General features: G+C 53.7%; 25 protein-coding genes. 15 read left to right on the top strand and 10 right to left on the bottom strand.

From position 1 onward, the window contains the following. Positions 1 to 9: 9 nt before the first annotated feature. Positions 10 to 630 carry a GyrI-like domain-containing protein gene (locus PEH01S_RS13210; RefSeq protein ID WP_127485938.1) on the bottom strand — a complete coding sequence of 207 codons (621 nt, stop codon included), beginning with the start codon at positions 628 to 630 and terminating at the stop codon, positions 10 to 12. Positions 631 to 903: 273 nt separating this feature from the next. Here PEH01S_RS13210 and PEH01S_RS13215 point away from each other — a divergent pair, with 273 nt between their 5' ends. After that, positions 904 to 1,542, top strand: coding sequence for a helix-turn-helix transcriptional regulator (locus PEH01S_RS13215; protein WP_025851761.1), 639 nt, complete (start codon positions 904 to 906; stop codon positions 1,540 to 1,542). Between the two features lie 52 nt (positions 1,543 to 1,594). Here PEH01S_RS13215 and PEH01S_RS13220 read toward each other — a convergent pair whose 3' ends face one another. After that, positions 1,595 to 3,004, bottom strand: a complete 1,410-nt coding sequence (locus PEH01S_RS13220; RefSeq protein ID WP_127485940.1) for a DUF2339 domain-containing protein — start codon at positions 3,002 to 3,004, stop codon at positions 1,595 to 1,597. A gap of 163 nt (positions 3,005 to 3,167) precedes the next feature. Further along, positions 3,168 to 4,292, bottom strand: coding sequence for an LCP family protein (locus tag PEH01S_RS13225; RefSeq protein ID WP_025851758.1), 1,125 nt, complete (start codon positions 4,290 to 4,292; stop codon positions 3,168 to 3,170). A 293-nt stretch (positions 4,293 to 4,585) separates the two neighbouring features. Between PEH01S_RS13225 and PEH01S_RS13230 the strand changes: the two genes are divergently transcribed. The 4 genes from PEH01S_RS13230 (at position 4,586) to PEH01S_RS13245 (ending at position 8,650) form a co-directional block, all read left to right on the top strand. Then, on the top strand, positions 4,586 to 5,848 hold the full coding sequence (locus PEH01S_RS13230; protein ID WP_127485942.1) for a hypothetical protein: 1,263 nt from the start codon (positions 4,586 to 4,588) through the stop codon (positions 5,846 to 5,848). Beyond that, positions 5,841 to 6,548, top strand: coding sequence for a response regulator transcription factor (locus tag PEH01S_RS13235; RefSeq protein ID WP_127485944.1), 708 nt, complete (start codon positions 5,841 to 5,843; stop codon positions 6,546 to 6,548). Before PEH01S_RS13230 ends, PEH01S_RS13235 begins: the two co-directional genes overlap by 8 nt. After that, positions 6,545 to 8,011, top strand: a complete 1,467-nt coding sequence (locus PEH01S_RS13240; RefSeq protein WP_127485946.1) for a sensor histidine kinase — start codon at positions 6,545 to 6,547, stop codon at positions 8,009 to 8,011. Before PEH01S_RS13235 ends, PEH01S_RS13240 begins: the two co-directional genes overlap by 4 nt. 72 nt (positions 8,012 to 8,083) lie before the next feature. Continuing rightward, entirely contained in the window at positions 8,084 to 8,650 is a 567-nt protein-coding gene (locus PEH01S_RS13245) for an NAD(P)/FAD-dependent oxidoreductase (protein ID WP_063179815.1), read from the top strand. 684 nt (positions 8,651 to 9,334) lie between these two features. Here the strand turns inward: PEH01S_RS13245 and PEH01S_RS13250 are convergent. Further along, positions 9,335 to 9,970, bottom strand: a complete 636-nt coding sequence (locus tag PEH01S_RS13250) for a bifunctional 4-hydroxy-2-oxoglutarate aldolase/2-dehydro-3-deoxy-phosphogluconate aldolase (protein WP_127485948.1) — start codon at positions 9,968 to 9,970, stop codon at positions 9,335 to 9,337. A 150-nt stretch (positions 9,971 to 10,120) separates the two neighbouring features. Between PEH01S_RS13250 and selD the strand changes: the two genes are divergently transcribed. The 5 genes from selD (at position 10,121) to PEH01S_RS13275 (ending at position 13,976) form a co-directional block, all read left to right on the top strand. After that, positions 10,121 to 11,179: a selenide, water dikinase SelD gene (selD, locus tag PEH01S_RS13255; RefSeq protein WP_025851749.1), complete on the top strand. Its 1,059-nt coding sequence runs from the start codon at positions 10,121 to 10,123 to the stop codon at positions 11,177 to 11,179. Positions 11,180 to 11,218: 39 nt separating this feature from the next. Continuing rightward, complete coding sequence (gene mnmH / locus PEH01S_RS13260; protein ID WP_025851748.1) at positions 11,219 to 12,250, top strand: tRNA 2-selenouridine(34) synthase MnmH; 1,032 nt, start codon at positions 11,219 to 11,221, stop codon at positions 12,248 to 12,250. 237 nt (positions 12,251 to 12,487) lie between these two features. Beyond that, on the top strand, positions 12,488 to 12,946 hold the full coding sequence (locus PEH01S_RS13265; protein WP_127485950.1) for a winged helix-turn-helix domain-containing protein: 459 nt from the start codon (positions 12,488 to 12,490) through the stop codon (positions 12,944 to 12,946). A 176-nt stretch (positions 12,947 to 13,122) separates the two neighbouring features. After that, positions 13,123 to 13,566, top strand: coding sequence for a DUF948 domain-containing protein (locus PEH01S_RS13270; RefSeq protein WP_127485952.1), 444 nt, complete (start codon positions 13,123 to 13,125; stop codon positions 13,564 to 13,566). Positions 13,567 to 13,571: 5 nt separating this feature from the next. After that, entirely contained in the window at positions 13,572 to 13,976 is a 405-nt protein-coding gene (locus PEH01S_RS13275) for a YtxH domain-containing protein (protein ID WP_127485954.1), read from the top strand. A gap of 66 nt (positions 13,977 to 14,042) precedes the next feature. Here the strand turns inward: PEH01S_RS13275 and PEH01S_RS13280 are convergent, their stop codons facing one another. The 5 genes from PEH01S_RS13280 to PEH01S_RS13300 form a co-directional block, all read right to left on the bottom strand. Next, entirely contained in the window at positions 14,043 to 15,191 is a 1,149-nt protein-coding gene (locus PEH01S_RS13280; protein ID WP_127485956.1) for a phosphodiester glycosidase family protein, read from the bottom strand. A gap of 470 nt (positions 15,192 to 15,661) precedes the next feature. Continuing rightward, entirely contained in the window at positions 15,662 to 15,784 is a 123-nt protein-coding gene (locus PEH01S_RS13285) for a cyclic lactone autoinducer peptide (RefSeq protein ID WP_127485958.1), read from the bottom strand. Then, on the bottom strand, positions 15,781 to 16,338 hold the full coding sequence (locus PEH01S_RS13290) for an accessory gene regulator B family protein (RefSeq protein WP_164827818.1): 558 nt from the start codon (positions 16,336 to 16,338) through the stop codon (positions 15,781 to 15,783). Before PEH01S_RS13290 ends, PEH01S_RS13285 begins: the two co-directional genes overlap by 4 nt. After that, complete coding sequence (locus PEH01S_RS13295; RefSeq protein ID WP_127485962.1) at positions 16,335 to 17,009, bottom strand: hypothetical protein; 675 nt, start codon at positions 17,007 to 17,009, stop codon at positions 16,335 to 16,337. The genes PEH01S_RS13290 and PEH01S_RS13295 overlap by 4 nt, the downstream gene beginning before the upstream one ends. A gap of 199 nt (positions 17,010 to 17,208) precedes the next feature. Beyond that, positions 17,209 to 17,796 (bottom strand): CPBP family intramembrane glutamic endopeptidase, encoded by a 588-nt coding sequence (locus tag PEH01S_RS13300; RefSeq protein ID WP_164827820.1) that lies wholly within the window; start codon positions 17,794 to 17,796, stop codon positions 17,209 to 17,211. Positions 17,797 to 18,541: 745 nt separating this feature from the next. Here PEH01S_RS13300 and PEH01S_RS13305 point away from each other — a divergent pair. Both PEH01S_RS13305 and PEH01S_RS13310 read left to right on the top strand, forming a co-directional pair. Next, entirely contained in the window at positions 18,542 to 19,213 is a 672-nt protein-coding gene (locus tag PEH01S_RS13305) for a class I SAM-dependent methyltransferase (protein WP_127485966.1), read from the top strand. Beyond that, positions 19,210 to 20,469, top strand: a complete 1,260-nt coding sequence (locus PEH01S_RS13310; RefSeq protein WP_127485968.1) for a helix-turn-helix transcriptional regulator — start codon at positions 19,210 to 19,212, stop codon at positions 20,467 to 20,469. The genes PEH01S_RS13305 and PEH01S_RS13310 overlap by 4 nt, the downstream gene beginning before the upstream one ends. Positions 20,470 to 20,738: 269 nt before the next feature. On the opposite strand, the gene PEH01S_RS13315 is transcribed toward PEH01S_RS13310, so the two are convergent. Beyond that, entirely contained in the window at positions 20,739 to 21,353 is a 615-nt protein-coding gene (locus tag PEH01S_RS13315; protein WP_246062908.1) for a helix-turn-helix domain-containing protein, read from the bottom strand. Between the two features lie 223 nt (positions 21,354 to 21,576). Between PEH01S_RS13315 and PEH01S_RS13320 the strand changes: the two genes are divergently transcribed. The 3 genes from PEH01S_RS13320 (at position 21,577) to PEH01S_RS13330 (ending at position 25,447) form a co-directional block, all read left to right on the top strand. Then, on the top strand, positions 21,577 to 22,014 hold the full coding sequence (locus tag PEH01S_RS13320) for a hypothetical protein (RefSeq protein WP_025851733.1): 438 nt from the start codon (positions 21,577 to 21,579) through the stop codon (positions 22,012 to 22,014). A 179-nt stretch (positions 22,015 to 22,193) separates the two neighbouring features. Beyond that, positions 22,194 to 24,233: a glycoside hydrolase family 15 protein gene (locus PEH01S_RS13325; protein WP_025851732.1), complete on the top strand. Its 2,040-nt coding sequence runs from the start codon at positions 22,194 to 22,196 to the stop codon at positions 24,231 to 24,233. Further along, entirely contained in the window at positions 24,230 to 25,447 is a 1,218-nt protein-coding gene (locus PEH01S_RS13330; RefSeq protein WP_025851731.1) for a glucose 1-dehydrogenase, read from the top strand. Before PEH01S_RS13325 ends, PEH01S_RS13330 begins: the two co-directional genes overlap by 4 nt. Positions 25,448 to 25,524 lie beyond the last annotated feature (77 nt).

The following is a 25,524-nucleotide window of genomic DNA, read 5'->3' on the forward strand; positions in this document are numbered from 1 at the left end:
CCGTCCGGATCAGGACAGGTCCCTTTGTTCTACGGGGAAGCGCAGAATTGTTTTCCAGCCGGAGGGCGGGGTTTTTCGGGGATCGGTCAAATAAATTTCATGATGCAGTCCGTTTTGAACCAGTCCGCGCGCTTCCATGTAAGCGTTCATGCGCTCCGCCGTTTCCGGCTCGCTCTCGTAAGGGCCGACGTGGAGCATCTGCACGCACAGCCCTTCGGCCATCGTCTCGTACGCCACACGAGTGATGTCGCCGGCGAGTTCTTTTTTCTTCAGGGCCGTCTTCTCCTTGGCCTCGGCTGCCAGGGCCCCGGTAATGAAGTCGGGCATTCGGATCAGCAGCTTCCAGCGCCATTCCTGCCGCGGGACTTCCAATGCGGGCTGATCGGATTCCACCCACCACAGCCCTTCCAGCTTTGGCACCGTGAAATCGGTCCCCTGCGCTTTGCCAAGCGCTTTGACGCCGTATGCGGCTGCGTACAGCACTGCGGCAGCTTGGGCAAACCGTTCGCCGTTCGGGTCGCCTTGACCGGCAATCGTCAAGTACGGTGCTTCGCCGAATCCTACAAGCTCCGGCTCCGTATTGGCTTTATAATAGGTCTTGTACATTTTGGTAAGCTCGAGCTTGTCCATCCGCTAATCTTCCTCTCCTCGTATCGGATAACACTTACCTCCAGCTTAATGGGTTAACCCTGACAACCTATTGTCAGCATAGCGGGGAAGCCTCGACTTTTTATCGCTTTTGTTCCAGCCAGCCTTTTCCTCGGTTAGTATTTTACATACATAGTAGTATATTAATTTACTTATCGTCCCATTTCGTATACAATATTTTTATTCATACGGTACAGCATAGCTTCGCCCAGAATGAAACAGGCGGCCTGCAAACAAGAAGGACGGTGAGACCGGATGAACCAGGAAACGGACGTATCGACGCGGCGCGTCATTCTCACGATGCTCAAGACCAAAGGGGCGCTCAGCGTCGGGGACATGTCGAAGCAGCTAGGCATCACGGAAATGGCGGTGCGGCGGCACCTGAATACGCTAGAGCGGGATAATTTGATCGAATCGAAGCTGGTGCGGCAGGCGATGGGACGACCTTCGAATTTGTATTCGCTGACACCGAATGCCGACGACTTATTTCCCAAAAAGTATCAGCATCTCGCATTGGATCTGCTGGAAGAGCTGGAAGCCTCCTTGGGGGAAAGCAACGTGAACCTGCTGTTCGAGCGGCGCAAGGAGAGACTGATTGGACGGTATGGGGAACGGATGAAAGACAAGCCCTTCGCCGGACGCGTTCAGGAGCTGGCCGAGATTCAGAATGCGAATGGCTACATGGTCGAATTGGAGCCGACAGAGGACGGCGGTTATCTGCTTAAGGAGTACAATTGTCCGATCTCTCAGGTAGCCAATCAATATACCCATGCTTGCCAATGCGAGCTCGCGATGTTTCAGCGTTTGCTCGGTCCGGAGGCCGAAGTGGAACGGACGGAATGTCTCGCCAAAGGCGGCGGCAAATGCACGTATGCCATTCGGCCAAACCAATAGAAAAACCATCTCTTCGGTGCCGCTTCTCCGCAAGAGATGGTTTTTTGCCGTTTCAGGAAGGGGGGGCCGCTTCGTTGTCGGGCTTGGTCCGTTTGGTTGGGGCCGTTCGAAGGTTCGTCGTGTAAGCGATGCCGGCAGATAATCCCGCGAACAGGAAGAACACGATCGCCTTGTCCAGCGCCGGACTCCCGGACAGGTCGAATAGTATCGTCTTGACAGCGAGACAGATGAGCGTCAACGAGCCCAAGGCCTGAAGCGGCCTCCGCTTCCGGTAAGCGCCCCACAGCAGCAGCAAAAGCGCGTACAAGCCCCAGACGGCCGACAGGGTAAGCTGCAGGTTCGGGCGTGGAGATAGCCCGTAATAGGCAAAGAAGCTGTGCGTTCCGCAGGCAAGCCCTCCGCCGACCGCCAGATGGCTGAGAAGGGTGAATCCATTGGACAGCATCCGGTTGTCGTCTTCCCGCAAACGTTCGAAACGGCCTTTGGCCGACAAATAAAACCCTACGGCGGCCAGCAGCGCCCAAGCCGGCATATTCCCGTGGGCAAAAGGTGAGAGATTGCCGAACGGGTCCGCCTCAGCCGCAGTCCAGGCGCCAAAAAGCCAGTAGCCGAAGACGCCAAGCCAGACGACGGCCGCCCCTCCTCGGAGCGCATCCCAACGTTTTACGGTACCGAGTCCCAGCATGGCGATGGCGGCAGGAAGCCATATAAATACATGGGTGACCGGTTCTAAGGTCCGTTCCTTGAGGAAGTGGAGCGATGCGAGGAGGATGAGCAAAATCCCGCCGAACAGCTTCATCAGGACGATCGTGGAGAATTCGGGTAACCAGCGTCGGATGAGGCAGGCCAGGAGGACGTACAACATCCCCATGAACAGCATCGGGTAGGCGATCGGCACGACCCGCTCCCACAAGACGAACGCCCAGAAGCCGAAGACGGCGGCATTCGCGATACCCAGGAACAGGTCGGCGCCGTCATCTGTCCGTTTCTTCCATATCAAGGCGGACAAGGCGGCAATGTAAAAAATATAAGTCAGAAGCGCATAGCGGTACGCAAGGCTCCAGCCTTCGGCGGCGTCCGGCTGGAGCTTCAAGTAAAACAGGAAATACAACAGCCACGTGCCTGCGAACGCGGTGAATTTCAGCTCGTTCCATTCGAGCCGGAGACTGAGGGTAAAATAAACGACGTTCAATGCCAATAAACCGGTCCCGAGCATCCAGCCTACATCCGGGCCCGGGCTTAGAATCAGGAGCGCCGGCCATCCTCCGAGCAGCGATACGTTCAAGAGGAGCCTTAACCGCCATTTATAGGCGATCCAGCCTGCCCCTGCCGCCGTGGCCAGCATGCCTGCACCCGACGGAGGCCCTTTCCCTAGCGTAAGGAAGAGCCCATATAGGAAGACGCCCAAAATCACCACGGCCCCGGGCCAGTGTGATGGCAGCCTGCGCAGCCGCTCTTTCATGCCTAACGTTCCTCCCCCGATATCGTTTTCCGTACTGAGTTACAATAATTGTAAGGGTACAGGGAGGAGGGGATAAGTACTATTTTCATCTAGTACTGGAACAAGTGTTCGACATCCGTAGGTCATGCAGAATTAAATTAAAAAAACAACAGGTCTGCCGCGCTTAGCGGGACCTGCTGTTTTTGTTGGTCGTCGTGCTTGTTTCCTTGATCTTCAGGGGAGCCGGATCGATGCCGAAGCGTTTGCTGTACACGCTGTAGGTCGAACCGGTCACGGTAGTCCCCGGGATTTCGGCCGGAAGGCCTCGCTGCGTCCGCAACGCGGCGATCGCTGCCGTAAGCTCGTCTTCTTTGACAACGATATAAGGGCTGTCCCATCGGCCGTCCAGGTGGATGAATTCGATATGGTCAGGCTTCAGCTTCTGGAAAGAAAGCAGAAACCGGCGAAGCTCGTCGGCAGGGATATCCGTTTTTACGCTTTCTCCGGCGATCTTCAGCAATCCGCCCCATTGGGCAATCCCATTGAACGACGTCATCTTTTGCAGCAGCTTATCGAGCACTTCCTGCTGACGCTGGTTGCGGGCGAGGTCCGAGGACTCTTCGGTGCCCCGGTTGGATTTGCGGTAGCGCAAGAAATCAAGCGTTTGCTTGCCGTTTAACGTCTGAAACCCTTTTTTCAGATTAATATCCGTACCGTCTTCTTCATCGACATAGCGCATATCCATATCGACGTTCATTTCGATGCCGCCGAGCTCGTCGACGACATTGCGGAAGCCGTCGAAATCGATCGCCGCCATATAATCGATCGGCACGTTAAACATATCGCCGTACAGCTCTTTCGTCTTCTGAATCGCGGTGTCTTTGTCCTGTATGTAATAGTAGGCGTAATAGTAGTTTGCTTTTTGGCTGGGAAGGCCGAACTCTCTCGGCTTCATCTCCAGATCGCGGGGAATGGATACGACGGTGGCGGAGCGGGTCTCCGGATTCAGCGAGACGAGCATCAGCACATCGGTGTTCAGTGTGCCGCCGCTGCCTTGACGGCTGTCGATACCTGTCAGCAAAAAGGTCATCGGCTTAAAGTTCTCCGCAGGGGCAACGAGACTGTTCAAGCCTTGCTGAGTCGTCTTTACCGGCGGGGCGACGGACATATTTTCCAGCGCCTTATCGGCTTGATGCAGCAAATATCCGGCGTAAGCGACAGCGCCTGCTCCAAGCAGGGCAAGACCTATAATAACATTCCGCAAGGTTTTGCGGGGTTTGATCGTTATATTTTGGCGGGAAGGAACCATCATGAAACCTCCTGTCAATGCTCTTTCGAAACACTGTCTACCATAATAACGCAAAACATGGAGCAAAAGGTTACAAAAATATTAAAATTTCGCCAATTCTTTTGTCATCGTTTTGTTACCTTCTTTTTTCGACAAGCGATTACAATGGAGAGAGCTACTCTTTTTTACCCTGAAATGGGCCGGATCACACCTATTTCGCCCCGTCGATTGATTTTCGCAAAAGGAAAGGCTATCATTTGAAAAACAACGAAACCCGGACGTTCGGACCACCGCTTGGGGAGTGACATATGACGATGATGAGAAAAGCGGCGGCGGCTTGGCTGGCGCTGGTTTTAGGCTGTACGGGCTGCGGCTTCATGGGGCAGCCCGGGGCATACATGCGGCTGCCGAAGCTCCCGGCCGAGCAGGAGGCGCTCAAGCTGACGATCGAACGGTCGCTGCCGGAAGGCGCGGCGTTGATCCGCCCCCGCAAGGCAGAGCAGAAGGGAGCGTTCTCGCTGATCGATTTGGACGGCGACGGCAGCGAGGAAGCGGTGTTCTTTTATAAGATCAAAAACAAGGAACAGCTGCATGGCGAAATATGGAGAATGAAGGACGAGTCATGGCAGCGTCTTGACCGGTTCGAGGGCGCCGGGTTCGAGCTGGATTCGCTGACGTTTGACGATGTGGTGCAGAAGGGCAGGAAGGACGTTATCGCAGGCTATTCGACGGGAGCGGAATCGGCCAAAGGCTTGGCGGTCTATTCCTTCGAGGCCGGACGGATGATGAAGAAGCTGGAGCTGCCATATACGGACTACGTGATCGACGACCTGAACGGCGACGGAAAAAAAGACGTAACGGTCATTGTTCACGAAAGGGGGGAATCGTCGAATGCCGCCCTCTACCAATATGAAAGCGAGCTTCGCAAGCTGGGCAGCGTCCGCTTGGATTCGACCGTGAACGATTATTATAATGTGCTCGGAGGGCGCGTTTCAGCAGACAAGCGGGGCGTCGTGCTCGATGCTTCGGTAGGCGCCCATTCCTCGTATACCGAGCTGCTTGTGTACGAGGGAGGGAAGCTGAAGCGGGCGCTTAACCCTCAAACGACTTACAAAGCATACTCGGGCAAGAGCGAAGACGCCGACGGCGACGGCATCCTCGAAATAGCCGGCATGTACGCTCCACCGGGCTACGAGAACGAGGCGATGGCGTTCATCCCCTGGATCGAGACCTTTGCCAAATGGGACGGTGCTCGGGGACTTACGACGGTGCTGGAACGGTACTTTAACGGCGAATACGGATTTACCTTTGACATTCCACCGGAGTGGAAAGACCGGTTTACGGTGAAGAAATCGGAGGCTTCCGTCCGTTTTACGAATACCGGGGACGGGCTGCTGCTGGCGGAGATCCGGGTATTTCCACAGGCGGAATGGACGGACGAGCAGAAGTCCTGGACCGTGTTGAGCCGGACGATGGATCAAGTGTATGCCATCGATACGAACGGAGCGGCTTATCGAAGCTTTTTCCGCTTGCTATCGGAAGCAGGAGCCGAAGGAGGGAGCCAGACGCATGAGTAAAATACTTATTCTGGAAGATGAGGATTCGATCCGCAGCTTTGTCGTCGTCAATCTGAAGCGGCAAGGGTACGAGATTACGGAGGCGGTTACCGGAGACGAGGCGCTGGAACTGCTGAAGCAGGACGACAGCTTCGATATTGCGCTGCTCGACGTCATGGTGCCAGGGATCGACGGCTTCGAGGTGTGCCGGCGGGTGAGGGAGTTTAACGAGCGGATCGGCATCATCTTCCTGACCGCCAAGGTGCAGGAGCAGGACAAAGTGATGGGGCTGTCGCTCGGAGCGGACGATCATATCGGCAAGCCGTTCAGTCCCGGGGAGCTGATGGCGCGTATCGGGTCGCTGCTGCGCCGTGTCCGCAGGCAGCCGGCCGGCGGGGAGGACAGCGGAACGCTGCGCTCCGGCCCGTTCGAAATTCATTCGGAGAAAGTCGAGCTCCGCAAAAACGGTGAACGGATCGATCTGACCCCGACCGAGTTTGCTTTGATCCAGCGCCTGATCGAAAAAGAAGGCAAGCCGCTGAGCCGTAACGATCTGCTCGATGAAATCTGGGGCGTACAGTACATCGGAGATCCGAAAATCGTCGATGTCAACATCCGCAGGCTCCGTCAAAAAGTAGAGGAGGACCCGTCCGCTCCGAAATTTATCGAGACGGTATGGGGCTTCGGCTACCGCTGGCAGGGGCGGGACGCCTCGACATGAAGATGCGCCGAAGTCTGAAACGGCAGGTTGTCATGCGCTTTCTGGGGATTGTTCTGCTGACGCTCCTCCTGATGGAAGGCGTCTTCTTCTTTGCCGTCCGCCAGTTTTATTATAACGGCATCGCCAATGTGCTGACCAACCATGCCGTCGTCTCGGCGAACTTCTACGCCAACTTTGCGGGGGACTTGTTTTACAATAACTTGAGCCAGCATTTGAACCGGATGGTGCAGTATTTCGCTTACGAAACGGCGGAGCTGGAAATTGTGGACCGTAACGGCACGGTGCTGGCGGCGTCCAGCGGCTTTGACATACGGGAGCGCATTCGGACAAGCGATGTGAAGGAGGCTTGGGCGGGCCGGACCGGGGTATGGACCGGGAACCAAGCGGTGACCAACGAGCGCGTGATGGCCGTCTCCAACCCGCTCGTCTACGAAGGGCAGACGCTGGCGGTGATCCGGTATGTCACTTCGTTGACGGAGGTAGACCGGGTGCTGCGCACGATTTACGCCGTGTCGGCGGGCGTTGGCGCCGTCGTGCTGCTGCTGGTGCTGCTTGTCAGCCTTCCCTTCGCCAATTCGATCGTCCGGCCGATCAAACGGATGACGGCCGCTTCCGCTGAGATGGCCAAAGGCCGGTTCGACGTGCGGGTCAACGAATCGTATGATAACGAGATCGGCGAGCTGGCGGGGACGCTGAATTATATGGCCCGCGAAATCGTGCGCAGCGAAGCGCTCAAGAACGATTTTATTTCTTCCATCTCTCACGAGATTCGGACGCCGCTCAGCAGCATTAAGGGCTGGAGCGAAACGATTCTGACAGGCGGCATGGAGGACAAGGAGGAGACGCGGCTCGGGCTCGGCATCATCGCAAAGGAAACCGACCGCTTGATCGGCCTCGTCGAGGAGCTGCTTGACTTCTCCAGACTGCACCAGAAAAGCATTACGCTCGATCTCGCCCGGGTGCCGATGAACGAGCTGCTGAGGGAGGCGGTGCTGCAAATGCGTTCCAAAGCGGAGCAAAAGCGGATCGACCTTCGATTGAACGTACCTTCCGAACCCATGACGGTCATCGGGGATGCGAATCGGCTGAAGCAGGTTGGTTTGAATTTGATCGATAACGCGATCAAATTTACCGGGCCGGGAGGTTGCATTGCAATTTCTCTGGAGCGGGAAGACCGCGACGCTGTCGTGCGAGTCACGGATAACGGCATCGGGATATCGCGCGAGCATCTCGGAAACGTCCAAACGAAGTTTTACCAGGCGGACCCCAAAGCGGAAGGAACCGGCATCGGACTTGCCATTTGCCGGGAGATCGTCGACCTGCACCAAGGCGCGATCCGGCTCGATTCGGCAGAAGGGGAAGGAACGACGGTAACGGTCCGGCTGCCGTTGGAAGAGGTCGAAGCTCAGGGCACGGAAGCTCCCCGCGCATCATTTGACAAGCCTGAATCCGATGGGGGATAATGGAAAAGACCGGGGCGAATCCGTTTCCATTCGCACGTTCGACTTTTCACTTTCTGAAAGGGAGGATGAATGATGTCTTACGATGTAGCGATTATCGGAGCAGGACCTGCAGGAGCAAGCGCTGCTCTCTTCACGGCGAAGGCGGGCAAGAAGACGCTGGTGATTGACAGCGATCAGAGCATTACGAAGCGCGCTTGGGTGGAAAACCATTACGGCGTAGCCGAGATTACCGGGCCGGACCTGGTGGAGATCGGGAAGAAGCAGGCGGCCAAGTTCGGAGCCGAGCTGGTGCAAGGCAAAGTCGTCGCCGTTGCGAAGGAAGGCGAAGGATTCCGCTTGGAGACGGAGAACGGAAGCTACGAAGCGAAGCATGTCGTGCTCGCCACGGGGCTGAACGCCGAGCTGGCGCAGCAGATCGGCGTGAATACGAAGCCGGGAACCGAGCCGCGGATCAAAACCGTAGTCGACGCTACCCCGGAAGGCAAGACGAACGTGCCGGGCATTTGGGCGGCCGGGACAGCGGCGGGCGTGAGCGTGCATACGATCATTACCGCAGGCGACGGGGCCAAGGTTGCGATCAATTTGATCAGCGAGCTGAACGGCGAGCGTTATGTCGACCACGACGTGTTAAAAGCATAGATGCGCAAGAAGGCGGCCTCCAGCTGTGGAGGACCGCTTTTTTAGTATGAAGTGCAATCCGCATCCTTTGATGCTCAAGAAAGGAAAGGGCTGTCCGGTTCGTTGAAAAGCTATTAATGACGCCCCTTGTACCTTCAAATGAGCAATCTGCGAGGGCAGGGTGAGGGCTGGAGGTCCCGGCTTAACAATAGAGGAACTAGCATGTGTTATGCTAAAGTTTTGGGCCGCTGACGAGCACATAGCGGAAGTCAAAGTGCACTAAGCTTGTCGAAAAATGTTCAAGCTGCCGAGGAAGAAGGCGATAGGGTCCTTTTAGTTCCGCTATTTAGGGGAAGCCTGCGGATTCCAGTCCAATAACGCACAGCAGATCATCTATTTTGTTGGTTGGGACCGGCTGCATGCCCCGGAAGCTTGCGTTGGCTCGTTTCATCTCGTTTTTCCGCCGGTGACTCTCTCGACTTGTAACGCGCCACTCGTAATGCTCATTGAAGTAACTCTCGCCGGCTCACAACTCAGCCTTTGAAAGCTGTCAACGTTCATAAACTCTTAATGTACGTAAACTCACGTCACCCTTAATCTCCCGCCACTTGTAAGCTTCACGGCAACACCGGAGAAGGACTCGTGCCGGAGCGGCAATTTCGCATATTGCTTTAAGCAGCAGGTCCCTCCTCAAACCGACGCGATTCAGCCTCTGGACCGCTCTACGAGCCGGGCCGCTTTATCCCGCACCCAGGCAAAATTGCCGGCAGCAATTTCCTTCAGGTTCACGAGCGAGCCGCCGATGCCGACACCGTAGCAGCCGATCTTCATAAACTCCGCGATGTTGTCCTCGTTCACACCGCCGACCGCTATCATCGGGATATGATTCAGCGGGCCCATCAATTCCTTGATGTAGCCGATACCGAGGCTGGCGCCCGGAAATATTTTCACCGCCGTCGCCCCGGCTTTCCAGGCTTTCACAACTTCCGTTGGCGTCATCGCTCCCGGGAAAATCGGAGCGCCGCGCTCCACAGCGTAACGGATCACCTGCTCGTCCGTGTTCGGAGTAACCAAGTACGACGCCCCGGCATCCAGCGCTTTCCGGGCGTCGTCCACGTCCACGACGGTCCCTGCGCCGATGTACATCCGCTCCCCGAACCGGGTCTGGAGCCGTTCGATCATGCCAAGCGCCCCCGGCGTATTCAGCGTCACTTCCATGACCGGCACCCCGCCGCTGGCCAGCGCATCCGCCAAGCCCTCGATATGCCGTTCCTCCACGCCGCGCACAATGGCGACGATCCTTACTTTCTCGATCAACTGAAGCCCTTGTTCCTGATCCATCCGCTGCATCCTCCCGTGTTGGCTTGCTTTTATCCCATTGTCGCGGGGATAAGCCCCCGTTTCATTGACTTCATTATACCTTCTTTTTTTTAAATGCCAACTGTGCTAACCTGATTTTATGGAAACCATATCTAGGAGCTGATCCGAAAGATGAGTGTGAACGAACCGGTCAAACTAACCTCTTACTCAACAAAAGGCGGATGCGGCTGCAAAATCGGTCCGGCGGACCTGCAGCAGGTGATCCGGACGCTTCCACCGGCGGCGCCCGATCCGAACCTGCTCGTCGGTCTCGATACGAGCGACGATGCCGGGGTGTACAAGCTGACGGACGAGCTGGCGCTGGTCCAAACCGTCGACTTCTTTACGCCCATCGTCGACGATCCTTACGCTTTCGGCCAGGTTGCGGCGGCCAATGCGCTAAGCGACATCTATGCGATGGGCGGGAAGCCGCTAACGGTGCTGAACATCGTGGCCTTTCCGATCAAGAAGCTGGACAAGCAAGTATTGGCCGATATCTTGCGCGGTGCGGGCGATAAGGTCAAAGAAGCCGGAGCGACGCTCGTAGGGGGCCACTCCATTGACGATAACGAGCCGAAGTTCGGTCTTGCCGTCACCGGACTGGTGCACCCGTCCAAAGCGAAAACGAATGCGGGGGCCAAGCCGGGAGACAAGCTGATTCTGACCAAGCCGATCGGCGTCGGCATCTTAACGACCTCAATCAAGAAGGATGCCTTAAGCCCGGAAGAAATCGATCGGGTCACGAAGGTCATGACTACGTTGAACAAGACGGCTGCGGAAACGATGGAGCCGTACGACGTGCACGGTTGTACGGACGTGACCGGCTTCGGGCTGCTCGGCCACGCGGCCGAGATGGCCAAAGGCAGCGGCGTAGGCGTGCGCATCGGGAAGGCCCAGGTGCCGGTGCTGCCTCGTGTCCGTGAGCTGGCCGAAGCGGGCTTTGTCCCGGGCGGCACCAAGAACAACTACGCGCACCTTGAAGGCACCGTCGGCTTCGCCGAATCCATCGATCAGATAGATCAATGGATTCTCTGCGACGCTGTGACCTCCGGTGGGCTGCTGATCGCCGTCGCCGCGGACAAGGCCGACGCCCTGCTGGGCGACCTGCGCCGCGCAGGCGTGGAGGCTGCGATCATCGGCGAGACGACCGCCGGCCATCCGGGCGAAATCCGCGTCCTGGAATCGCTGTAAGCCGCAGCCCTCATATGAAGCAAAGGAGCGATGGACGCGTTGCTACAAGACATCACCGTGCAGGAGCTCCTGCGCCTGCATAAAGAACGGGAGCTGACACTCGTCGACGTCCGCTCTCCGGGAGAGTTCAAAGAATTTACGATCCCCGGCAGCTTGAACATACCGCTTTTCGATGACCGGGAGCGGGCGGAGATCGGTACAACCTACAAGCAGGTCAGCATCGAAGCGGCTAAGCAGCGCGGGCTTGAGATCGTGTCCGCCAAGCTGCCGGCCTTTATCCGGGAATTTCAGGCGCTCGGCCCGAACAAAGCCGTCTTCTGCTGGCGGGGCGGTATGCGAAGCCGGACATCGGCCACGCTGCTGTCGCTCATGGGCATCCGCGCCTACCGGCTGACCGGAGGCATCCGGGCTTACCGTCAGTGGGTAGTCCGGACGCTTGAGTCGTTCGAGCTCAAGCCCAAGGTCGTCGTCATTGCCGGCCATACCGGCACCGGCAAGTCGCTGCTTCTCCGCAAGCTGGCCGAACGGGGCTACCCCGTGCTCGATCTTGAGCGGATGGCCGGACACCGCGGCTCCATCTTCGGACAGATCGGGCTTGCGCCGAACAACCAAAAGACGTTCGAATCGCTGCTTGTCCATGAACTGCTGCGCTATGAGGACCGGCCTTTCGTGCTGATGGAGGCGGAAAGCCGCCGGATCGGCCGGGCGGTCATGCCCGACTTTCTGGCGGAAGCCAAAGCAAGCGGCATTCCGATCCGGATCGAGGTTCCGTTGGAAGAGCGGATACGGCACATCGTGCAGGAGTATCGGCCGCAGGAGCACGCGGACGCTTGCCTTGCCGCTTTTCGGCAAATTCGCCGCCGGATTCATACGCCGGTTGCCGCGCAAATCGAGCGGCATCTGCTGGACCGAGAATTCGAGGAAGCCGCAAGGCTGCTGCTCGAATATTACTACGATCCGCGCTACGAGCATGCGGAGGAACGTTATACCATGGAGCCGATCCGACTCCGCGTCCGTCATGCGGATGAAGCCGTGGAGCGCATCGAGCGGGAGCTGGAGCGGCTGTTCTAAGCCGCACTTGAAAGCCTGGGCAACCAGGCTTTTTTTGCTGGCAGAAAAACGAATCTTAACCGCTTTTAAGGTCATTTACACGAATAACGATTTTTTCTTTACATACGCGAGCCATATTTTTAACCGGCAGATCCGCCTCGTTCAAATTCGCGATTGTCATGCGTTCCGCACCGTCCTTGCAAGGGAAAAGCAAAACCTTTTCTTTCTGGTCGATTCGAGTCAAATGCAAGACGACGTATGCTGGATTCGCTGATGACCGAAACGACGGCCCCGTTGATGATCGTAAATCCGGATGAGAAAGGCGCGCTGAAAAAGCTCATGCTCTTAGAGCAATCCATTTGCGAAATGACGCGGAGTCCGCTTCACTTCACCGACGACACTTCCCGCCTCTCGAAGATTAGCGGCAAAGTGATGTTAACCGATCAGACGTTCTTTGATATCGCCAGCCACTGCATTTATACGAACGGGGAAGTCCGTCTGCTCTCCACCTTGGAATTTAAGCTGTTGTATTATTTGACCCAAAATGCAGGCAAGCATGTCCCGGCGAACGAACTGGTCGACTACTTGGGCACCTCGGAAGGCGTTCTGTATATTTATATCAACAAAATCCGCAGCACAATCGAACCGGATCCGCAGAAGCCTACCGTCCTGCTGAACGAGCGGGGCAAAGGGTATATTTTAAATCGGACGGCTTGACCAGATAGGTGAACTAAGACCGGCTGTTAAGGAATCCGGTCTTTTTTGCTGTCTTTTTTGGCAGGCTGCCCGTCCTTTTTTTCCGGAAGTTGTGTCAAACTGGGCGCCTCCGTCTTATACTGTACTATCTCATAGGCATTCGTCTAGAAGCGGCCCCGATAACGGAGGTGAAGGCCATGTGGTGGCAATGGGGAGCGGCGGTCTGCATTTTTGCTTTTCTGGTGCTCATCGGGCTGGCTATACGCTTGGCGTATTTGGCGATCCGTGCCCTGAGGCATGCAGAGACCGCGCTTGACACGATGCAGCAGCAGGTACGGCAAACCACGGAGAGCACCGAAAGCTTGCTTCGGGTGTCGACGGAGGTCATGCAGGATTTGCAAGGCAAAATGCAAGCGGTCGATGCCTGGTTTGCGGCGGCGGAGGAGACGGGAGAAGCGGTACAGCGGGTATCCCGGATCGTGAAAGCCGTGTCGCTCTCCATAGAGAGCACGGCACTTGAGGCGCGCAAAGCGTTACATAGCCATCGGGATACCGCAAACGACCTGATGGAGCTGACTGCCGCCGGCCTTCACCTCTGGCATCGCCTGCAAGCTTCCAGACCCATGAAATCAGAGGAGTGAAGAACATGACACAGGAAAAAAGAAATAAAGACTTGCTCGTCGGAGCCGTAATTGGCAGCGTGCTTGGCGCGGTGACGGCGCTGCTGTTTGCGCCTAAATCCGGACGCGAGCTGCGCGCCGACCTGAAAGAGGGCTACCATCAGGTGAGCGAGAAGACGCAGCAAATCGCAGGAGACGTTGCGGAAAAATCGAAGCGGATCGTCTCCGCCGTATCGGATAAAGCGCACACTGCAGCGGAAAGCATCGGGCGCACGACATCGGAGATGGCGGGAAAAGCGAAGCAGGCGGCGGTTCAAGTGAGTCAGGAAGTGAAATCGTGGCGCAGCGGCAAAACGGAGAGCGGCACTGACGATGTAGCCGCAGCCGAAGCGTCCATCGCCGCCACGACAGCCGAGCGCGAGGAGCACTAAAGCTTGCTATGCAAAAAAACGGGATCTTCGGCGTCATGCCCGAGATCCCGTTTGCTTTTGTCGGAATTACCATTTGGACGGATCGATCTTGCTCGGATCGAGCCCTTCCCAAATGTTTTTAATGTTCGCTTTGGCCGGCTCTTCGAACACCAGCCAGGCGGTTGGCAAATACCGTTCGCCGTATTCGCTCGAAGGCTTGTTCAAAATCTGGTTATCCTTGACCAGTACGGTCGAGGAACCGCCGTCCAGGTTGGCCGCCGTGACTGCGTCATGCTCCAGGAAAATATTCTGGATATCATACAACGTCGCCCCGATGCTGTATCCCGGCTGGCGTCCGTCGATGATGGCGAACATGATGGTGCCGTCGGCCTTTTGCGCCATGGAGGTGCGGGGAGCGATCCCCCAGCCGTCCGCCTGATTTTTGATCATGCCCACGCCGTTGACGATAAACTTCGGAGCGAAGGTGACCGCTTCCTGAACGCCCATTTTGATCAGCTCGTTCGGCGTATATTTGCCGGCGACCATCTTGCCGTCCTTATCGATCCCGACAATATGATTGCGCGTGTTCATGCCGCCGTCGTTGTAGAAAATTTTCCCGCCTGACATCACGAGGCCGGTCGGCTGAAAGCCGTTGCCTTTCCACTCCGGATCGACGAATCCGCCTGCGTTGACGCCTGCGATGGCCCCCAGCCGCTTCACCATCGAGGAGACCTTCTCTCCTTTGCCCCGCGTGCCCGGGACGGCGATACGAAGCGATTTCGGATCGTTGACGATCAGCAGCTTGCCTTTGAAGTTTTTTCCCTGAATGTCTTGTATCTCTACGGGAGGTTTTTTTTCGACAACCGCCACCGGCTTTTTCTCAACGCGCACAAGGTCTTTATCCTTGATCTCCGAATATTTGTCAAATTGCGCCCAGTACCGGTCAACCCGTTTTTTGAGCTCTTCCTCGCCGATGAGGTATTTCGCCCAATCGCGGTGCTGCGTCGAAATAATCGTATCGGCCATCATCATGCGCAGATTCGTGCCGGTTTCCGTTAGAAAAAACCACAAGCTGAACACACTTCCGAACAAAAATAGGAAAAAGAATGTATAGAGTGTAATTGAGGCCAGAGTGGACGAACGCCGTTTCTTCTTTTTAACCGGCTTCTTTTTTTTCTTTGCGGCAGCGGCAGCGGTCGTCTGAGTACGAGGACTGCCGGGCATCGGTACGGACATAATTCAAATCCTTTCCATGGTATGGTTAGACTCCATCCTCCTTTATAAACGAAATAAAGCGAAAAAAGTTGCAAGACGGAGAAAACTCAACATGCAGACTTGAATCTTGTCGCAGCCTTGAGAGATCAGAAATTCGAGATGGTCTTGTGTCTCAACGCCTTCGGTAAGCCTGCGGCTTCACGGCTTAGGAAGCTTATCCCTAATGCACATTACTGGGCACATTGATAATGACTTTAGAGCGTTCCAACTCAAAAAAGACGACCGCCATTCCGCTACCCGTCTCTTCGTCGCGGGAAGGCTGGTAATCGTCCCTTTCTTGAACGATGTGCACAAATACTATTCGGAAAATTGTGGCGTATCGGAGGAGGGGGGCCGCTCGAAGGAGAGAAATGAATTATGCCCTAGCGGGCATTGACGGGCATGGATAAGGCTGGCAGACCTGCGGACTACCAGCCCAGAAAGCTAAGGCGTTATTTCTTGAGAAGTTCTTCCGGTGTTTCTGGGCGGTTCATAGTTAATGAATTTGTTCCCACAAAAAAAGCGGCCAGAGCCATTAGCAGTGAGTTTGCAATAATAGCTAATTTTTTTTTCAATGCGGTTGCCTCCTTTCAAAATAATTAATAATTTTGTAGGAATATCTTGTTGTTAATACTGCTTGTATGATGAAAGCGGCAGTAAAGACTGTAGATTTGATAAAAAAGTTACTGGATATGATAACTAATGTAATTAATTTTAATAAAGGATAGAATTTTTGAGGAATTCGGCTGACATCTTTAATATTGTTAGGAGCAGTAAACAGCAAGATCATAAACGAAACAATATTTAGATACATGGATACTTCTGTGTACTTAGATGGCACATTGGCGATAGTTGTAAAAATAAAAATTGAAGTAATACAGCAAGCCAGTGAAGAAGACAAATGAGCTCCGCCGCTAACATAGCGAATCAACAAAAATACAACTATTCCGATCATCGCTTCATCGAGACGATTTGTGATAACTGATATTAACAAGGAAACGGTTATAGCAAAGCTCGTATTGATTGTCAGACTCAATGCATATTTCAAAGCTATTTCTGATCCGGCATGTTCATTATACTTACGTATAGCTTTTGCCAAGTATGTTGCCATTGAATCGATAGGGCTCATCTCTTGGACAGCCTTTCTCTTCTTGCTTTCCATAGTTTTTGATTATGTTTATACGAAAGCACGATACCAATAAGAAAAATGATTGCCAATACGATTGGAATTGCAATATGGTATTTAAATTCTCCCAATATTAAAGTTTGCACTTGAAGTGCGAATACGCTTAGGATAAGGATAGCTGACAACCAAAAATTGTATTTTTTCATCGAATCATTTATTGTGAAGTGAAACCCTATTTTATAGCGTTGTAAAAAAAGGATTAGCAGCACTTGAAGGGCTGTAACAACTAATTGCCAAGTAACAAAGTGAACTAGATTGGTCTGTATTAATTGCACTGACGTTAAATTCATCTGCATACCTATAGCAGTGACAAGACCTTCGAAAATGGCTGTTGCAATATTGGCAATGATGCACATGAAAAATGAAAAAATAATAGGAAGTCTAAAGAATAAGGTTAGCAGCACGATTTCGATTACAAATATAGACAAAAAAGCATAATTGAACTGTCCTAGAAAATCACGAACATAAAACGAAATTAAAGATAGAATTACAGCGATAAAGAATACTTTATGTAGTGCATATCGGAAGTATATACGGAAAGCGGATAAAACCAACAACACCATTGCGAAAAATTCGATAGTCGTAGACACCATTTTTACAAGAAAAGTAAACATGAGGAATCCCCTTTGAGAAACTATAAGTTAGTTTCGTTATTACAATTTATCATATATGGTAAAAAAGTCCTATCACATAAAAGTTGTTTGGAAAACCTTAGAATCGTTTACTTCAAGATAAGTTTAATATACACATAATAAGTACACAAGAAAATTTTTGTCGAAAATTAGCGAATATTAATTGTTACATACTTGAAATTTATCCATTTAATGTTCTTACTAAAATGGAAATATAATTTAATGAAGCATGAGCTAGCATCGCCGGGAATAGATTGCCCGCCTTTTTATAAACGAAGCAAAGAATCATCCCAACTAAAAAGTAAGCGAGGAAACGATCCATACTTAAATGACCGATTGAATATATGAAGGATGAAGCGATTGACCCTATCCAAAAGTTATACCGTTTATTTAAAAATCCAAATATAATTTTCCTATATACCGTCTCTTCTAAAATAGGCGCAATAATAACGGTATTCACAGATACGATTAGATAGGAGTTTATTAAATCGTCAGTGACAATTTCACTAAACCCAAATATCAACGTTGACAGGGCATGTGAAAAGATGCAATATTTTAAACCGTTAAAAGCTAAGCTATAATTTTTTATATTTCTAATAACTTGATTGAAATCGATTAAGAGTATTTCATTTTTTAATATGAAAAGGATTACACCGAGAGTAACGATTGGCAAGAAAGAAACAGTAAATTTGTTTAAGAAAAATAATATTGGGCCAGGTCCTGAAAATAAATAGAATATTATTAAGATATACGCATATCGTTTATTCACGTTTGTTACTCCTGTCAGTGTTGATGATATGGACACCTTTCTAATCATGATCTTCCACGATTACCGATAATATTAAAAAGGCTCTTTACACCCTCCTATATATCCGCAACTTCCTTTACATATAAATAATGGATAAAGGCAATCAAAAGAACGGTTCCCGGACTGCTTTTGGTTCCTATAACAAACAAAGACGAAATAATAGCCGTTAACAAAATAAGCCCGCCGCTCATGAAGCCTGAAAAAAAGACTGAAACAGAGAATCGTGAAAAACGGTTGTAAAACGGCTAGTCCTAAAAGCAGCATTTTGGTTTGCGTTATGAGTGAAATTTGAGTCATGATGAGGGCACTGATGAGAATGCTCTTAAGATGAGGCCTAACATTTTGTCGGAACAACGCCAAAGTCAGGACAAAAACCGAGGACCAAAATATGAAGCATAAAACAGAAAACAGACCAATGTGCTCCATAAAACACTTCCTTACTCCAAATTCAGTTTTCCTGAAGCTTGCAAATCTCTAATCTATCGCTACGTTTGGTTCAAGAGTAATGGCAAAGAAGCCCGGACTTTGGTAGTGTTAGAGATAGAGGCTGCATGCAACCAAAGCAGGCTTTTTTTGCTCCAAAGCTACAGTGTACAAGAGTCCGTAGTGAACTTCAAGCGACTTTATGCCGTGTTTTACGGCATAGGAACGGCTCGGTCCGAAGCGGGATAGAGCGATGATCTGGGAAAAAGAGAGGATGCGCCTAATGACGGTTGACGTATATAGCGGGGCATGGTGGGACGAGTTTAGCGCCTTCTTTTCGAATGAAGACTTGTGGGACAACGGCAGCCGAAGCTTGCTGCTTAAGTATTTTGCGAAGTTTGCGGTCCGGGATGGAGGACGGCGCGTGCTCGACGTCGGCTGCGGGCCGGGGATCGGTACGAAGCGCTTAAACGAGATGGGCTTTCTCGCGATGGGCATCGACATTTCTCCGGCCATGGTCGAGAGTGCGAAGGCAAGGCAGGTCGAGGCGTATGTATCGGATTGCGATCCGATTCCGGAGGAGGACGAGACCTTCGATTATGTCTTCTGCTGCACGGTGGTGGAGTGGGCGCGGAATCCGTATGGGATGATCCGTGAAATGGCCCGGGTGATCAAGCCGGGAGGCGGAGTGGTCATCGCTTGCCTGGGTCCCGGCAATTTGCCTCACGAAGAAGCGCTGAAGCGTCTGCGGGGCGAGACGACAAACTATAATATGCTGATGCCGGTCGAGCTGCATCGGCTGCTCTTGGACTGCGGGCTGAAGATCCGATCCATGACCGGCGCGCGAAGCAGCCACGTCTCTCAAGAGACGTACGCCAAGCTTGACTGGATCACCAAATCGTACTGCAGCAATCTGTGGATTATTGGTGCGGATAAGGAGGGGAGCTTACGATGAATCTGGATCATTTCGGGCAGCTCATTCGCTCCAAACGCGAAGCCGTTTCGATGCTGCAAAAGGAGCTCTCCGCCGGCATTTGTACCCGAAGCATGATTTCACGGATTGAAAATGAGGACTATTTTCCGCATATCACGATTGTCGAGAAGCTGCTCGACCGGCTTGGGGTCCCGATTCTCGATTGGTTGGAGCGGATGAGCCTGAAGGACCCCGATCAGAAAGCGCTGGGGCTTATTCTCGATTACCTCCAGGAAAGGTACGAGAAGGAAAGGGATTACGAGACGATCCGGAAATGGACGGAACACCTGAAAGAGCTGCGCTTCGAGGTGAAGCCGGTGTACCGGGCCGGTTTGCATTCTCTCCGGGCATTTGTCGAGGACGTTCGACAAAATTTCAAGGAAGCGGAGAGCGAATACAAGCAGTGGATTGATCTGGCCCGGGAGCTGCAGGACATGCCCATGCTCGCCGCCGGCTTAAACCGGCTTTCGTTCATGTATGTGAACATCGATCCGGGCCATGCCTCCGAATGGATTGAAGAAGCTTACGCTCTAGTGCAGCGCCATAGCGTTCCGCAGGAGCTTGCGGTTTCGGTTCAGCTTACGATGTCCGCCTATCGCTACGGAATCGGAGAATACCATACCGCCATTTCGCTTCTTCAAGCCGTCAAAAGCAGGAAAAGGCTTTCCCCGATCTCCCGGTTTCGCTCGCATAATCTGCTGGGCAAATGCTATCAGGCCGTTGGAAAGTATGCGGAAGCGGAGGAAGAATACAAGCAGACTGCCGCTTATTTTGCGTATCATCCGTCGTTTGAGCTGCTCTTTAACAATAATATCGGGGATTTGTATGCCGATATGGGAGAGTACAAGCTGGCCTTTGAGCATCAGCGCCGTTCCTTGGAAATCGGAGAGGCGACGAAACAGCTTTATTTTGTCGAGATCGCGCGGCTGCGGCTGGCCAAGCTGCATAACCGATGCGGAGAATACGAGGAAGCGGAAACGATCTGCCGCCAGATTATCGGGCAAAGCTGGAACAGCCGCAACATTCATATGGCCAAGTTGATTTTATCGGAAGCCCGCTTCGCTTTGGGGGATGAGAGCTGTACCGGGATGCTGCTGGAGGTCGTTCAGTTTTTTCAAGAGCAGCCGGGAACGGATGCCGTCGAGTACCTGAAGGAAGCGTATAAGCTGCTGGCCAAAGCCAACATGGCTCCCGAGGACACGGATAAGCTGTTTCGTACCCAGGTGCGCATTTATTAAGAGGGAGGTTACAGATTTGAGGGGGTGACAAACTTCGTAACGTGGATTATTTTGGAGTATGCAAGCAATAAAGAAGGACAACCTCCGGGCGAGCGGCTAAAAAACTATGAACACTCTCAGCGAATGCATTCTAAACAGGGATCGGAAGCATAGAATAATACTAACCGATATTCACTCCCGCTTCTTCTGGCAGAATCGGGTACAAAAGTAGCCCGCGGGCAGTCGTACGCGCTCGCGGGCGGTGATAGTCACGATGATGCAGGTTGAGATCAGACGTTCTTCTCCGCAGTGGAGAAAGCCGACGCTTTGCCGCTTTTGCTGAAGGAAAATTCCAGGCTTTTTTTGGTGTTGATCGCCACTTTGCGCAGAAGTTGTTCGTGGTATTTCCGTTGGCGGATTGCTGAGATGGTGACGTACGGGCCCTCGCCGTTTTCATTAAAATAAAGCTGGCCGCGCCGTTCGTCATATTTGCGGATGTGATTGAAATTGACGTAAAGATCGGTGTCCATCTTCTTGAAATCGTTCTCTTCCAACCGGTCCAAAAAGCTGCTGAAATCAAGCAGCGACTCAATGCTCCTCGTAATTGTCGCTCCTTTCTGGTAATACGTAATTTCTTTCATGCCGATCTCGATGAAGTAGACGTTCGACAGGTCAATATCCTCGTTTCGCTGGGGGGCGAAAGACGATGAAATATGACTGCTCATCAGATGCCCTGCTTTGATCATCAAATCGGTATAGGGGTAGCCGTATGCAGCCGACAGCTTCTGAAGCGTATCCGGCGACGGGGTTATTTTGTCATTGGTCGAACGGTTTCGCTCAAGCTCAAGATCCCGGATGTAGGCATGGGAAAGACCGCTTTTGCGAGCCGCTTCTCGCAAAGACATCGAGCCTCGAAGACCCTCAAGAAATTTTCCGAAATCGGGAATAGGTTGTCCCAAACCTGGTCACTCCTCTCTGAAACTATTGTAATGGACAAACGTATGAAAGGAAATAGCAATTTCTAAAAAAGCGTTTATCATGGTTATCTGCCTCTTGACTCTATGTAATACGGATACTACATTAGAAGTAGCACACTTTTTTAGCGTTACAAAAGGGGGTGGGATTGTAATGAGAGACAAAGTTATGAACCGTTGGAGCACCTACGAACCCTACTATATTGAATTTAATGGTTACAAAGTAGCAGATATCGTCATTACCAGCCATGCGCTCAGCCGATGGTCGGAGCGGGTGGAGAACGGGCAGGGCGGAATCGAACATATTTGCTCCTTTTTATGGGAAAGACTGAAGAACTGTAAAATCCAACCGTATTATGCAAATGAAAAAGACGTTTACCTGATTGACGATGACCTTGTGATGGTCGCCGAGTTTGTCGAATTGAAGGATGAAATCGATATCGCAGGCAATCCTCTGCATAAAATGATTGTCGTTACGTTCTTGGGCCGCGTGTCTCAGGATATTCAACTTCGTGATCTGAAAGCTTATTATTCCTGGTTGCGCCACACCCGTCGCATGACCTTAGTGAAACACGGAAGAAAACGCAAATAAGCGGCACTTGCCCATAACCATTTTCATACGAAGGCTGACCTCTACTGGTCGGCCTTTTCTTGCATTTACTTTAAGTATACCATAATATACCAAAGGATGCGACGGGTTTTTATGTCGAATGCATAAATTCCTTCCACTCATGGGGAAAATTAGGGTGAGCAGGAAGGGGATGAAGCGTTATGGCCCGTGATTTGCCTATAGGCAACGGCAACGTGCTTATTAATTTTGACGTTCATTACAATGTTCGGGATATTTATTTCCCTTATGTCGGTCAGGAGAATCAAGCGCTGGACCATTTATCGCATTTTGGCGTATGGACGGCGGAAGATTTTTTCTGGATCGACCATCCGGAGCTGAAAAAGCAGTCCGGCTATTTGAACGATTCCATGATTACGAACGTCGCCTGCACGCACGAGCGGCTCGGCCTCAAGCTGCAGCTTCGCGACGGCGTGGACGTGCAGGAGAATGTATTCATCCGCAAGGTGGTCGTGGAAAACGACTGGGACCGGGAACGCGAGGTGAAGCTGTATTTCCATCTGGACCTGCACTTGTACGGCAACGGCGTGGGCGATACGGTATACTACGACCCGGAATTGCGATCGCTTGTATTTTACAAGGGACACCGGTACTTGTCGTTGTCGTGTCGGGGGCAGGATCAGAAGGAGGCGGGAGTTACTTCGTATGCGACCGGGCAAAAGGAAATGAACCGGCTCGAAGGGACATGGCGGGATGCGGAAGACGGACGGCTCGGCGGCAACCCGATTGCGCAAGGGTCGGTTGACGGAACGGTCGAGCTGGCCTTGCGGGTGCCGGCCAAAGGGTCGAAGGAAGCCTGGTTCTGGGTATGCTTCGCCCGGGAGGACCAGGAAATCCGCAAGCTGGAACGCACGGTCCGGTCGGCTACGCCGCATGCGCTGCTGCAGCGCACGTACAATTACTGGGGCCAGTGGCTCGGGCAGGACCGGCACGAGTTGAAGCTTCTTGAGCCGGACATCGCATCCTTCTACAAGCGCAGCCTGCTCGTGGTCCGTACGAATACGGACAACCGGGGGGCCATTCTGGCCGCCAACGATTCGGACATTTTGAAGTTTGCGCGCGATACGTATTCGTACATGTGGCCGCGGGATGGCGCGCTGATTGCGCATGCGCTTGACCGAAGCGGCTATCATGCGCTGACGAAACGATTTTTCCAGTTTTGCAAGCGGGGATTGTCGCAGGACGGCTATTTGCTCCACAAGTACAACCCGGATGGCTCCGTCGGTTCGAGCTGGCATCCGTGGGTCAACGCCCGCGGCGAGAAGCAGCTTGCCATTCAAGAGGACGAGACGGCGCTTGTGCTGTTCGCCCTGTGGCATCACCACCGCCTGGCCCGGACGCTGGACGAAGCGCGCGACGACTACGACAATCTCGTTCTGCCTGCGGCCGATTTCATGGCGCGTTATACCGATGCTTCGGGATTGCCGCTGCCTTCGTACGACCTGTGGGAGGAGCGCTACGGCGTGCATTTGTTCACGGTCGCGAGCGTCTACGCGGGGCTGCTCGCCGCTGCGGGCTTCGCCGAGCATTTCGGGGACAAGCTGAGGGCGCTGCATTACCGGGATAAGGCAGCCAGCGTGAAGCAGGCGGTCGAGCATTCGCTTTATTCCGGGCAGGAGGAGCGGTTTATCCGTTCGCTCTATTGGAATGACGAGAAGCAGTCGTACGAGCCGGACTTGACGCTGGATGCGAGCATGTACGCGATATTCGACTTCGGGATGTTTGCGCCGGACGACCCGCGGGTCGCTGCCACGATGCAAGCGATCCGTCAGCAGCTGTGGGTACAGACGGAGGTGGGAGGGCTCGCCCGGTATTCCAACGACTATTATCATCAGGTGACGAAGGATGTCGCCAAGGTGCCCGGCAATCCGTGGTTTATATGCACGCTCTGGTATGCGGAATACGTGATCGCCGCGGCGAAGAGCGAAGAAGAGCTCAAGGAGGCGGCGGATCTGCTGCGATGGACGATGAGCCATGCGCTGCCTTCAGGGATTTTGGCCGAACAGGTGCATCCGTTCACCGGCGAGCCGATGTCCGTTTCACCGCTGACCTGGTCCCACGCGACCTTCGTCAAGGTGGTGCAGGAATATTTGGCGAAGCTGAAGCTGTTCCGGCACCGGGAACGCGGCAGCGAGGATCAGAGCGACGCGAAGCTGCTCCATGCGGCGGGGGAAAAGCGATGAAGGCGGTGCGCGTAACCGGCCTTGTACCCGCGGGCGGAGCGGCAGCCGGGGCGGCGTCGCCAAAGCTGGAGCTGATCGAGGTCGAGCGCCCCGGACGGCAGACGAAGACGGACGTGCTCGTCCGCGTGCTCTGCATCGGCCTTGACGGCACGGACCGCGAGATCATGAGCGACAAGTACGGCGTGCCGCCTGAGGGCGAAACGTCGCTGACGATCGGGCACGAATCGCTCGGCGTCGTGGAAGAGGCGGACCCGGCCACGGGATTCGCGCCGGGAGACGCGGTCTGCGCCTTGGTGCGCAGGCCGTGTGCGGACCCGGGATGCGTCAACTGCCGGAACGGGCAGCAGGACTTCTGCGAAACGGGGCAGTATACGGAACGGGGTATCCGCGGCGCGCATGGGTACTTGTCGGACTATTATGTCGAGGATGCCAGATATTTGGTCAAGGTGCCCGCGGGCAGTCTCGCTTACGGGATTTTGGCCGAGCCGCAGAGCATTGTCGAGAAGGTATGGACCGAGGTGCAGCGCATTCAGCAGCGGCTCGTCTGGCAGCCGAGGACGGCTGTGGTGCTTGGCTCGGGGCCGCTTGGGCTGCTCGCTGCACTCACGTGCCGGTGCCTGGGACTGGATACCGTGGTATGGTCCAAGTCGCCGGACGATTCGGTCGGGGCCGAGCTGGTCCGGGCCTGCGGAGCGATGTACGCGCGGGCGGAAGACGAAGCCGCCGTCCCGGCAGGCTCTGGGGGCGCTCCTGCCGTATCCGCGTTGGAGGCGTACCTGCAGCGAAACGGCCGGCGCGCGGACCTCATCTTCGAATGCACGGGCTACAGCCCGCTCGCGTTCGACGCGATGGCCGCCTTGGGGCCGAACGGCGTGCTGGCACTTCTCGGCGTAACTCCGGGCAACCGGAGCATCCGCATTTCCTCCGACCAGATTAATCAAGAGCTGGTGCTGGAGAATAAATGCGTGCTCGGCTCGGTGAACGCGTCGCGCAAGGACTTTGAAACCGGGCTGTATCGGTTGAAGCAGATGGAAGCCCGCTTTCCCGGCCTGCTGGGCCGACTGATGACCGACCGGCTGACGCTCCAGCAGGTGCCGCAGCTTGATTTCGACCGGATCGCCGTCAAAGCCGTGGTCGATCTTGTGCCGCGGGAGCAATGGACCGGACTTGTCCGGCACGAAGCGGACGAGGTGGCGTACAGCTTCTCGGTGTAAGAAAGTAATTATCGAAGATGAATGAAAAATAAGCGGGCAGCACCTTCGACTTGGAAAGGGGCTGTCCGCTTATTTTT

The organism is Paenibacillus ehimensis NBRC 15659, assembly GCF_004000785.1.
GTDB lineage: Bacteria > Bacillota > Bacilli > Paenibacillales > NBRC-103111 > Paenibacillus_G > Paenibacillus_G ehimensis.